The organism is Noviherbaspirillum saxi, assembly GCF_003591035.1.
GTDB classification, from domain to species: domain Bacteria; phylum Pseudomonadota; class Gammaproteobacteria; order Burkholderiales; family Burkholderiaceae_D; genus Noviherbaspirillum; species Noviherbaspirillum saxi.
Genome location: NZ_QYUO01000001.1, coordinates 1,264,054 through 1,275,917, shown reverse-complemented (window position 1 = coordinate 1,275,917; position 11,864 = coordinate 1,264,054). Strand labels below are relative to the sequence as shown.

At 56.2% G+C, this 11,864-nt stretch carries 10 protein-coding genes; 6 read left to right on the top strand and 4 right to left on the bottom strand.

Annotated features, from left to right (window positions below):
- Positions 1–500: 500 nt before the first annotated feature.
- The gene (locus D3871_RS06095; RefSeq protein ID WP_119768076.1) at positions 501–1,043 is read left to right on the top strand and encodes a TRAP transporter small permease subunit; all 543 of its coding nucleotides are present in this window, start codon (positions 501–503) and stop codon (positions 1,041–1,043) included.
- Positions 1,040–2,791, top strand: coding sequence for a TRAP transporter large permease (locus D3871_RS06090; RefSeq protein ID WP_119768075.1), 1,752 nt, complete (start codon positions 1,040–1,042; stop codon positions 2,789–2,791). Before D3871_RS06095 ends, D3871_RS06090 begins: the two co-directional genes overlap by 4 nt.
- Positions 2,792–2,888: 97 nt before the next feature.
- Here the strand turns inward: D3871_RS06090 and D3871_RS06085 are convergent, their stop codons facing one another.
- The 3 genes from D3871_RS06085 to D3871_RS06075 form a co-directional block, all read right to left on the bottom strand.
- Positions 2,889–3,983 (bottom strand): TRAP transporter substrate-binding protein, encoded by a 1,095-nt coding sequence (locus D3871_RS06085; RefSeq protein ID WP_119768074.1) that lies wholly within the window; start codon positions 3,981–3,983, stop codon positions 2,889–2,891.
- A gap of 375 nt (positions 3,984–4,358) precedes the next feature.
- Positions 4,359–5,438 carry a TRAP transporter substrate-binding protein gene (locus D3871_RS06080; RefSeq protein ID WP_119768073.1) on the bottom strand — a complete coding sequence of 360 codons (1,080 nt, stop codon included), beginning with the start codon at positions 5,436–5,438 and terminating at the stop codon, positions 4,359–4,361.
- 290 nt (positions 5,439–5,728) lie between these two features.
- Entirely contained in the window at positions 5,729–6,808 is a 1,080-nt protein-coding gene (locus D3871_RS06075; RefSeq protein ID WP_119768072.1) for a TRAP transporter substrate-binding protein, read from the bottom strand.
- Positions 6,809–7,268: 460 nt separating this feature from the next.
- Here D3871_RS06075 and D3871_RS06070 point away from each other — a divergent pair, with 460 nt between their 5' ends.
- Complete coding sequence (locus tag D3871_RS06070) at positions 7,269–8,762, top strand: DUF4331 domain-containing protein (protein WP_119768071.1); 1,494 nt, start codon at positions 7,269–7,271, stop codon at positions 8,760–8,762.
- A 36-nt stretch (positions 8,763–8,798) separates the two neighbouring features.
- Complete coding sequence (locus D3871_RS06065) at positions 8,799–9,080, top strand: hypothetical protein (RefSeq protein ID WP_119768070.1); 282 nt, start codon at positions 8,799–8,801, stop codon at positions 9,078–9,080.
- A 111-nt stretch (positions 9,081–9,191) separates the two neighbouring features.
- Here D3871_RS06065 and pmbA read toward each other — a convergent pair whose 3' ends face one another.
- On the bottom strand, positions 9,192–10,556 hold the full coding sequence (pmbA, locus tag D3871_RS06060) for a metalloprotease PmbA (RefSeq protein ID WP_119768069.1): 1,365 nt from the start codon (positions 10,554–10,556) through the stop codon (positions 9,192–9,194).
- Between the two features lie 72 nt (positions 10,557–10,628).
- Between pmbA and yjgA the strand changes: the two genes are divergently transcribed.
- Together yjgA and mog are read left to right on the top strand one after the other, a co-directional pair.
- Positions 10,629–11,228, top strand: coding sequence for a ribosome biogenesis factor YjgA (gene yjgA, locus D3871_RS06055; protein ID WP_119768068.1), 600 nt, complete (start codon positions 10,629–10,631; stop codon positions 11,226–11,228).
- Positions 11,206–11,823 (top strand): molybdopterin adenylyltransferase, encoded by a 618-nt coding sequence (gene mog / locus D3871_RS06050; protein ID WP_119768067.1) that lies wholly within the window; start codon positions 11,206–11,208, stop codon positions 11,821–11,823. Before yjgA ends, mog begins: the two co-directional genes overlap by 23 nt.
- The last annotated feature ends 41 nt before the right edge of the window (positions 11,824–11,864 follow it).

Sequence of the window (11,864 nt, the reverse complement as noted above, 5' to 3'; positions counted from 1 at the left end):
GATTGCCGCAAATTGAGCGGCGTTGGTTGAATATGTCGCCCGCCCCTTCGATCCGACCAGTGCATTCACACAATGCTGCAACGCGACATTTCAATCGGTTTGCGTACTATCACGTACGCGCTACTACCTTAAAATCCGGTATAAGCCTGAAAAAAACTTCATGTTTTGCATCGCACCATGAAAAGAATGGCGAACACGCCTTCGGTGTGTTCGTTTGTATCTAGAATTGTCATATACTCCCCCGAATTAAAAGCGGGGTGCCATAAGACAGCCCATCGCATAAAAGATCCCAACCCTGATTCAGAGTTTTTCTTTCATGGAGACAAGCACCATGTCATCGCCACGAGCGCCCCTGGCTTGCTCTGTCCGTGCGTTTGATCACGCCGGTCGGATCAATACCTGCCGTTCTCTCCCCTGCCGCCATACGCGCAGCGGGAAATTACTCCACCTCCCCATGCCCGGCTTCAGGCCCGGCTGCCATTCCTGAGAGGGCTTGCATCATGCAATCATTGCTAAAGCTCTCAAGCTGGATCGATTTCATCGGCTACCGGATAGGCAAGGTCGCCAATATAGCGATCCTTCTTTCCTGTGTTGTCAGTGCTACCAATGCACTGGTCAGGTATGGATTTAACTGGAGTAATAACTGGCCGCTCGAGCTTCAGTGGTACTTGTTTGGCGCGGCGGTGATGCTGGGCGCTCCCTATACGTTTCAAAAGAATGAGCACGTACGGGTTGATTTGATTTATGGCCACGTCTCCGAACGCACGCAGTTCTGGATCGACGTATTCGGCATCATTGTTTTCCTGCTTCCCGCCTGCCTGTTGTTTACCTGGCTTTCATGGAAAGCATTGTTTCTTCCTTCATGGGACATCCTTGAACAGTCGGCGAACGCAGGCGGCCTGCCCAGGTATCCGATCAAGCTGATCGTCCCGGTTGGCTTCGCGCTGCTTGCACTGCAAGGCATCTCGGAACTCATCAAACGCATTGCCGCATTGGCGGGCAAAGTGCACCTCGATACCAAATACGAAAGACCCGTCCAATGATCCCGCTCGAGTATATGCCGCCGCTGATGTTCGGCGGTCTGGTCCTGTTTATGCTGATCGGCTTTCCAGTCGCCTTCTCCTTGCTTGCGCTGGGGCTGTTCTTCGGCATCATCTCCATTGAACTTGGATTTTTTGGCGTGAATTTCCTGCAGGCGGTACCGCAGCGAATATTCGGAAGCGTCCTTGCCAACGATCTATTGTTAGCGATTCCCTTCTTTACCTTCATGGGGGCGATTCTAGAAAAGTGCGGCCTGGCCGAAGAGATGCTTGACTCCATGGGTCAGTTGTTCGGCCCCATTCGCGGCGGTCTTGGCTATTCGGTCATCTTGGTCGGCTTCATCCTGGGCGCGATTACCGGAACGGTAGCCGCACAGGTCATCACCATGGCCATGATTTCCCTGCCGGTCATGATGCGGTACGGCTATAACATGCGCTACACCACCGGCGTACTGGCCGCCTCCGGCACCATTACCCAACTGGTGCCGCCTTCGCTGGTGCTGGTTGTGCTGGCTGACCAACTCCGCACGCAGACCGCAAGCGCCGACGTTGGCAGCATGTATCTCGGCGCATGGGGACCATCGCTTGTGCAGATCGGCTTGTTTATTCTGTACACATTCATCTTGTCTCGCATCAAGCCGGAATGGTTACCTGCAATCCCGAAAGAAGCACGCACAGTGCAAGGTTGGGAACTGTGGAAGAAATGCCTTCGCGGCATCATCCCATCGGCAGTGCTGATCTTCATGGTGCTTGGAACCATGATGCTCGGCGTCGCGACACCAACAGAGTCCGGTGCCATGGGCGCGCTCGGCGCCGTTGTGCTCGCTGTGCTGCGAAACAAGGAATTCACCAGCAAGGACCGCGCGGTATTCCGCATCGGCATGGTCGGCCTGGCCGCAGCGGGCGTGATCGGCGCAATATTCTATACATCGGAAATCGGCGTCAGCAAGGTTGCCATTCCATTCCTGCAGGCTGGACTGGTCGCGGCGTATGTCGCTCTCGTCTGGATGATCATTCGCGCCAGCCGTATCAATGAGTTGCGCGACCTGATCGTGCTCGGGTACCAGTCGACCATGCGCCTTACATCCATGGTCGTATTCATCCTCATTGGCTCGACCTGCTTCTCGGTCGTTTTCATGGGTGTGGATGGCGGATTGTGGGTCGAGCATCTGTTCACCGGCTTGCCCGGCGGGTGGATCGGCTTCCTGGTGGTGGTCAATCTGTTCGTGTTCTTCCTGGCCTTCTTCCTCGATTTCTTTGAGATTGCTTTCATCGTTGTGCCGATGATTGCTCCGGTGGCAGAGAAGGTGCTGGCTCCAGTACTGCTTGAGAGCATGGGCAGTCCAGAGGCTGCGGCCTCGGCGGCACTGGTGTGGTTTGGCGTGATGCTTTGCGTCAATATGCAAACCTCGTTCATGCACCCGCCGTTCGGATTTGCGCTTTTCTATCTGAGAGGCGTTGCGCCGAAAGAAGTCAAGAGTTCGGATATTTACTGGGGCGCTGTGCCGTGGGTCGTACTGCAGGTCATCATGGTTGGCCTGGTGGCTACTTTCCCGCAAATGGTGACCGGATTCCTGGACAAAGGCATCGCATCGACGCCATCCGAAGGCTTGGTCATCGAGCGACCGGCGATGGAAGAAGAAAAGAGGGAAGAAGGAGAGGCTCCTGAACTGAACTTCTCTACTGATACGGAAAAGAAGGAAGAAAGCGAGCCGCAACTCAACTTCTCTACCGATACCGAGAAAAAGTAAGGCGCTTTCGTAAGCCGCTTTCCATAAAACAAAAGCCCCGCGACGTGAAGTCGCGGGGCTTTTTTCTTCTTATACCGAGCCTAAGCCGCCCTGAATATCAGGAACCGTTACTGCCCTTACGCGTAATCATGAAGTTCTGCAGCGGAGCTTCTGCAACGGAGAACCACTGGTTTTCGTCCTGGCGGAATCGCTTCCATGGCTCGTACACTTTCTTGAACTTGGCATTCTTCTCAGCCTCTGCGTCCATGACGGTGTTTGCTGCCTTGTAGCATGCTTCCATGACTTCCTTGGAGAAGCTGCGCAGCTTGACGCCGCTTTTCAACAGTCGTGCCAGTGCTGCCGGATTGCGAGCGTCGTATTGAGCCTGCATGACGACGTGAGCTTCATAGGTCGCTACTTCGATGGCCGCCTGGTATTCCTTGGGCAGCTTTTCCCATTCCTTCAGGCCAACGTAAAAGGACAGTTGCGGACCAGCTTCCCACCATCCGGGCGCATAGTAGAAAGGCGCGACCTTGTTAAAGCCGAGTTTCTCGTCGTCGTACGGACCAACCCATTCGGCCGCATCGATCGTGCCCTTTTCCAGCGCAGGATAAATGTCGCCACCAGCAATCTGTTGCGGCACCACACCGAGCTCTTGCATCACCTTTCCGGCGAAACCGCCGATGCGCATCTTCAAGCCATTGAGGTCTTTGACGGTCTTGACTTCCTTCCGGAACCAGCCGCCCATTTGGGTACCGGTATTTCCGCCGAGGAAATTGACAATACCGTAGTCCTTGAAAAATTCACGCATCAATTCACGGCCACCGCCCTGATCGATCCATGCTGTCTGTTGGCGCGAATTCAGGCCGAAAGGAACGGCACAATCGAATGCGAACGTCGGATCCTTGCCGAAATAATAGTACGAGGCGCTATGGCCCATTTCCACCGTACCAGCCTGGACTGCATCCATTACCTGCAATGCCGGAACGATCTCACCGCCAGCGAATACCCGAATCGTGAATTTGCCACCAGTCAGCTGAGCCACTCGCTTGGAAAAGACATCCGAAGCGCCAAAAATCGTGTCCAGCGATTTCGGAAAGCTTGATGCAAGCCGCCAAGTGATAGTCGGCTGGGCTTGCGCAAATGCCGGGGTTGCAACTGCCCCGACTGTTGCGCCGATAGCTGCTTTTTTTATAAAGGAACGGCGTTCCATTTTCTCTCCTGTGATTGAACCATAGTCTTGATTTGTGACCGGCACTAACCCATTCGGGTCATCGTCCCCTCCGGCTTCGGCCGATTGTATGGTTACTAATATCTCGGATGCAATCAAAACAGATATTGCACCGCACCATTGCCACAAAAGGCCTCTACCTGCAAGGCACGTAATAAAGGCTGTAGAGCACTGGCGGCAAAGAGACGACGTGAAGCAGCATCTGAAAGCGGTCGGATGGAGGGTGCCGTTTCAGAATGAAACGCAAGAAATGACAGCGTCGCGAGGCACGCGAACAGGAAGCAAGGGAGAGGAGAACGCAGAATGCGCAAGGCAACCTGCGGCACAACGATGTGTACCGCAGGATAAGACAGAGACTTACTTACGCGAAGTCATGAAGTTTTGCAGAGGCACTTCAGCGACCGAGAACCACTGATTCTGATCACGCTGGAATCGTTTGTATGGCTCGTAAATCTTCTTGAATTTGGCGTTCTTCGCCGCTTCTTCTTCCATCGTTGTTACGGCCGCCTTGTAGGCGGCTTCCATGATGTCTTTCGAGAAGAAACGCAGCTTGGCGCCGCCCTTGATCAAGCGCGCCAGCGCTGCCGGGTTCTTCGCGTCATACTCGGCCTGCATGGTCACGTGGGCTTCGTAGGATGCAGCCTCGATCGCCTGCTGGTATTCCTTGGGCAGCTTTTCCCACTCCTTCATGCCGACGTAGAACGCAAGCTGCGCACCGGCTTCCCACCAGCCCGGTGCGTAATAGTATGGCGCGACCTTATAGAACCCAAGCTTTTCATCGTCGTACGGCGTGGTCCACTCGACCGCATCCAGCGTGCCCTTTTCCAGCGCGGGATAAATGTCCGCACCAGCGAGCTGTTGCGGGACCAGGCCCAGCGGCGCCATTACCTTGCCAGCGAATGCGCTAATACGCATCTTGAGACCCTTGATGTCGTTCAGGGTCTTGATCTCCTTGCGGAACCAGCCGCCCATCTGCGCACCGGTATTCCCGCCGAGGAAATTGACGATGCCGTACTCTTTGTAGAAGTCGCGCAGCAATTCGCGCCCTCCACCCTGATCGAACCACGCGGTCTGCTGACGGGAATTCATCCCGAACGGCACCGCGCAATCAAATGCAAATGTAGGATCCTTGCCGAAGTAGTAGTAAGGCGCGGTATGGCCCATCTCCACGGTGCTGTTTTGCACGGCGTCGACAACCTGGAGAGCCGGAACGATTTCACCGCCGGCGAAAACGCGGATATTGAACTTGCCGCCGGTAAGAGCCGAAACCCGCTTGCTGAAAACTTCAGCAGTACCAAACAGTGTGTCAAGCGATTTAGGGAAGCTCGATGCGAGGCGCCAGTTAATAGTCGGCTGGGTTTGCGCAAGCGCCGGTGCGGCAATTGCACCAACCGATGCGCCGACCGCTGCTTTTTTTAGAAAGGAACGACGTTCCATTTTGTCTCCTGTTGAGTAAGGCATCAAATCGATGTCGACCATGCACGCACTCACGAACGCGCAGATGCGCGATATGTGTACTTGATACGGGCATGGCTTTGCATTGAACCTGCAGGTCAACTACCGGATACCCTGCATGGCAAGGCACACGGTGTTCAATTCCTGTGCGCTTAGAAGCATGCCATAAAAAACACATCTCGTCCGGCAGCTTCCCAATGGCAAGAAGCCCGCCGCATTGGTATGCAGCGGGCTTCGTCATTACAGCTGCTTCTTCAAACTTGCCGCATGAATTACTTGCGGGTCGTCATGAAGTTTTGCAGCGGCACTTCCGCTACCGAGAACCACTGGTTCTGATCCTGACGGAAACGCTTCCAAGGCTCATAGACCTTCTTGAACTTGGCGTTCTTCGCGGCTTCTTCTTCCATGACTTCATTAGTCGCCTTGTAGCAAGCTTCCATGATCTCCCTGGAGAACTGACGCAGCTTCACACCGTTCTTCAACAAGCGCGCCAGCGCGGCAGGATTGCGCGCATCATATTCCGCCTGCATGACGACATGCGATTCATACGACGCCGCTTCGACTGCAGCCTGGTATTCCTTCGGCAGCTTTTCCCATTCCTTGATGCCGATGTAGAAGGACACTTGCAGACCGGCTTCCCACCAGCCCGGTGTGTAGTAGAAAGGCGCAACCTTGTTGAAGCCGAGCTTTTCATCGTCATACGGTCCGATCCATTCGGCCGCATCGATCGTGCCCTTTTCCAGTGCCGGATAAATATCACCGCCTGCAATCTGCTGCGGCACCAGGCCGAGTTTCTGCATCACACGACCGGCGAAGCCACCGATACGCATTTTTAGTCCGTTGAGATCCTGGACTGTCTTGACTTCCTTGCGGAACCAGCCACCCATCTGCGTGCCGGTGTTGCCGCCCATGAAGTTGACGATGCCGTAGTCCTTGAAGAATTCTCGTGTCAGCGCCTTGCCGCCACCTTGGTCCCACCACGCCGTCTGCTGACGGGAGTTCAGGCCAAACGGCACCACGCCATCGAATGCGAACGTCGGATCCTTGCCGAAGTAGTAGTACGAAGCACTGTGGCCCATTTCGACCGTACCGGCTTGGACTGCGTCCATGACCTGCAGCGCGGGAACGATTTCGCCGCCTGAGAAAACGCGAATGTTGAATTTGCCGCCGGTCAAGGCTGCTACGCGCTTCGAAAAGACTTCCGCTGCGCCGTAGATGGTATCGAGCGATTTGGGAAAGCTAGATGCCAGACGCCAATTGATGGTCGGCAGAGTCTGCGCGAGCGCGGGAGCAGCGACTGCTCCGACAGTCGCGCCGACTGCCGCCTTTTTAATAAACGAACGACGTTCCATTTTGTCTCCTTGAGAATTGAACACACAGGTCATGCGGAACCGAGCTTTGATGATCGGCGGATAGCCGGATCGCGAGCCTAAGGATTCTAGGTGTGCGGATATACCGGAGGCAACACGAAAAGTGCTTCCTCGTAGCAGTGCTTAGGTAAAAATACGTAGAGGGGATTGCGCCAGCCCGATGTCCGAGATGGAAGAGCCTGGCATTGCGGGACTAAGTAGGAGTTGGATAAAGCATGCGCATTGGACGTGTAAATATGTACGGACAACGGCAATAAAAGTATCAGGCGCGCACGCATCATAAGTTTGACCGCGCTACGAATCAAGCCGGGTTATCTATCGGCGTTGCTCCTGCAACATTCCCAAGATTTTTTTTGAATCCTATGAATCCGGTCTACACCGCGCTGCGTATAGAACTCTGCATCAAACGGAATTCCGTTCATTTTTCTTGCAGGAGACAGACATGTTCACAGTTATCAGCAAAAGCGCGGTAGGTGCCGGCATCGCCGCGACCGCCCTGCTTGGCTTGGCCAGCATACCGGCGGCCGCGTCCAGTCACCGCGAAGCGCCATACATCACGCGTCAGCCCAAGGTGGACGCGACCGATTTCTACATGTTCCGTAGTTATGAAACGGGGCGCGGCGACTATGTCACACTAATCGCAAATTACATTCCGCTGCAGGATGCCTACGGCGGTCCAAATTATTTTTCCATGGACCCGGACGCGCTGTACGAAATACACGTGGACAACAATGGCGATGCCAAGGAGGACCTGACCTTCCAGTTCCGCTTCAAGAATGAGAACAAGGACACCAAGCTCAATGTTGGCGGCAAACAGGTATCGATTCCCCTGATCATCAATGGCGCCTCGGATATCAATGAACCCAACGCGGCGGGCCTGAACCAGCGCGAAACCTATTCCGTCACCGTGGTACGCGGTGACCGCCGCAGCGGTACGCGTGCGGCAGTGACCAATGCTGCCGGTGGCGCAAGCACCTTCGACAAACCTGTCGATAACATCGGCAACAAGTCGATTTCCGATTACGCGTCGTATGCGGCAAAGCATCGCTACAACATCAATATTCCCGGATGCGGTACGGCAGCGCGGATGTTCGTGGGACAACGCAAGGATCCCTTCGTCGTGAATCTCGGCGAGACCTTTGACCTCATCAACATCAAGGCACCGGCCACCGCATTCGATCCCAATGCCGAGCGCGCCGCCAGCGATTCGCTCGCGCACAAGAATGTGACCTCGATCGCACTGGAAGTGCCAATCTCTTGTCTGGCCAGCGGTTCCGAAACCGTCGTTGGCGGCTGGACCACGGCCAGCCTGCGCCAGGGTCGCCTGCTTAATCCGACTCCCAACAGCAATGCGGCATCGAAGGAAGGCGGCGCATGGACCCAAGTCTCGCGCCTGGGCATGCCGCTCGTCAATGAAGTCGTGATCGGCCTCAAGGACAAGGATCAGTTCAACCACAGCAAGCCGGGCGGCGACACGCAATTCATCGACTATGTCACCAATCCGACTCTGCCAGCCCTGGTCGAAGTACTGTTCGGCAGCGCCGGCGTCAAAGCGCCGACCAACTTCCCGCGCAATGATTTGGTTACGGCATTCCTGACCGGCGTACCGGGCTTGAACAAGCCAGCGAATGGCACGCCATCGGAAATGCTGCGCCTGAACACAGGCATTGCCGTGGCAAGCGCTCAGCACCGACTGGGCGTCATCGGCGGCGACACCGCAGGTTTCCCGAACGGACGACGTCCGGGCGATGACGTAGTGGACATCGCATTGCGCGTGGTGATGGGCAAGCTGTGCCGCCTCAATCTCGGCTGTGCGCCCGCGGATGCACCGGCAGGCGATATCGAATTCACCGATGGCGCCTATATCGATAGCAGCTTCGTCGATGCCGCCTTTCCTTACCTGAAGAATCCTCTGCCGGGCTCAGTCAAGCATTGAACATGCAGCTTATCTATACCCGACAAGGAGTGCATCATGAAAAAGCTTTTGTTTTTATTCCCGATACTGGCGGCACTAACCGCCTGCGGCGGAGGTGGAGGTAACGGTGGAGGTGATATCGCCGCAACCGACACGACGCCGGCGCCGGTTGCCACGACGCCGGCGCCGGCGCCGGTCGCGACCGCACCGGCAGCCGATGCATTCACAGGCAACGTCAGCTCGGTTGTCGGCATGTCCAGCGACACTGCCGAGCCGGTCGCCCTGGATGCATCCGCAGCCAGCATGCCGGAAGACAGCGAGCCAACGCCGGTAAGCTAAACGCCGGCACGCAGCAAGCCTCTGGTCCGCGACAAGCGTGGCCTGAGGCTTGCACGCCCGTTCTACGCGGCAGAATGGGCGACGGCGAAGGCGATACAAGCGTCGGTCTGATCAGCTTCCGGCAACCGTCATGTTTTCAATCAGGATGGAACCGGTCGTTCTGGTCCCGCGCACCAGCGTATCCGCACCGACGGCAACGATTTGCTGAAACATCTGCTGCATGTTGCCTGCAATCGTGATTTCTTCCACCGGATACTGGATTTCCCCGTTCTCCACCCAGTAACCGGATGCGCCGCGCGAATAGTCGCCGGTCACATAGTTGACGCCCTGCCCCATCAATTCGGTTACCAGCAGGCCGGTGCCAAGCTTGGCGAGCATCGCCTTGAAATCGTCTTCCGGGCGGGTCTGGGTAGATGCGAAAGTCAGGTTGTGCGCACCACCGGCATTGCCAGTCGTTTTCATGCCAAGCTTGCGAGCCGAATACGTAGAGAGGAAATATCCCTGCACCACTCCGTCGCTCACGATCTCGCGCCGGTTGGTTTTTACACCCTCTTCGTCAAACGGCGACGAGCCGACAGCTCCGATAATGTACGGATCTTCCACCACCTGAATATGCGGGGCGAAGACCGGCTTGCCGATCGAATCGAGCAGAAAGGTCGACTTGCGATATAAGGCGCCGCCGGAAATCGCTTGTATGAACGCGGCTACCAGGCCCGCGGCCAAAGGCGCTTCGAACAGTACCGGGCACTTGCGCGTGTCCAGCTTGCGCGCATTGAGACGGGCGAGCGCTCGCTCGGCGGCATAGCGACCGATATCTTCGGGCCGGGCTAGCTTGCCGGGGTCACGTCCGGATGAATACCAGTCGTCGCGCTGCATGTTGGCGCCCTTGCCCGCGATCGGCGACACCGAGATCGTGTGCCGCGACGCCGGATAGCCACCCATGAATCCGCGCGAATTCGCATAGACGAAATGCGTCTGCTGCGCGTATACGCTGGCGCCTTCACTATTGGCAATACGCCGGTCGACCGCAAATGCCGCAGCTTCGCAGCGAGTGGCAAGCGCCACCGCCTCTTCGGTCGAGATAAGCCATGGGTAACATAGCGCCAGATCTTGCGGATCCATCTCCAGCGAATCCTCGTCCGGCAGTCCGGCGCAGTCGTCTTCAGCTGTGAAGCGCGCAATGTTGTAGGCGGCTTCCACCGTTGCTTTCAATGACGTCTGGGAAAAATCCGATGTGCTGGCATTGCCGCGGCGCACATGCTTTTCTGGGCCGAGGTATACCGTCACTCCCATGCCCTTGTCCTTGTTTTGCTCGATGGTCTCGATCTTGCCCTTGCGCACCGCCACCGACAATCCATTCCCTTCATTGATTTCCACTGAAGCATTGGATGCACCGATTTCCTTGGCGAAACGCAGGACATCTTCTGCAAGCTGCTTGAGCTGGTCGTGACTGTGGGTAAATACGGGTGTGCTCATGGGCCGGTTTTTTTGGATATCGTTTTAAAACAGTTATCATATCAGTCGTTTACAGAATGGCTTCAATTCATCATGGTTAATCCAAACAGAGGTGCGGTCGGCTTCAAGTCGAGCGAGTTTGAACAGCAATACGATCGTCCGTCCAAGTCGCAGCTCAAGCGCGACATGACAGCGCTGCAGAAACTCGGCGAAGAACTCGTCAATGAACCCAAGGATCGCGTCATGCGCGTTCCCATGCCCGAAGACGTGCGCGACGTCATCCTCGAGTGCCAGAAGATCAAGGACCATGAAGGCAGGCGCAGGCAGATGCAGTTCGTCGGCAAAAAAATGCGCACGCTTGAGGAAGACGAAATCGCCGCGATCCAGAAAGTGCTCGATAGCTGGAAAGGTGCATCCAAGGCCGAGACGGCCGCCATGCATGCGCTTGAACGCCGCCGCGACAAACTGCTCGCCGACGACAAGTCCTTGACCGACCTGAAGGAACAGCACCCCGAAATCGACGTTCAGCAATTGCGCACGCTGATCCGCAATGCGCGCAAGGAACAGGCGGAAAACAAGCCTCCCAAAGCCTATCGAGAAATATTTCAGATTCTGAAGCAGCTGCAAGGCAAGTCTGCAAAGCCAGCTCAACCATCGACCTCTGACGAGCATGACGAACCCGAAGAAGAGTAATCCTGACGAACTGCTGATCGGCCTCGTGTCGATCTCGGATCGCGCATCCAGCGGCGTCTATGAAGACCAAGGCATTCCAGCGCTACGCGACTGGTTTGCCTCGGCGCTGACCAGCCCATGGAAAATGGAAACGCGTCTGATACCGGACGAACGCGCGCAGATTGAGCAGGCGCTGATCGAACTGGTGGATACCGTAGGCTGCGACCTCGTACTGACGACCGGCGGCACCGGCCCGGCGCGGCGCGATGTAACGCCGGAAGCAACGATGGCGGTCGCCACCAAGGAGATGCCGGGCTTTGGCGAACAGATGCGCCAGATCAGCCTGAAGTTCGTACCGACAGCCATCCTGTCGCGCCAGGTTGCCGTCATTCGCGAAACCGCGAATCATGCGGCCCTGATCATGAACCTTCCCGGTCAGCCAAAGTCGATCAAGGAGACGCTCGAAGGCTTGAAAGATGCGGACGGTAAGCAGGTGGTTGCCGGCATCTTCGCCGCCGTCCCCTATTGCATCGACCTGATCGGCGGACCGTATATCGAGACCAACGACGCCGTGTGCAAGGCGTTCCGTCCCAAGTCGGCAATCCGGCAAAAATAACAAGGCCGTGCGCCTATATGCGGCGGCTTGACTGAAGGAAG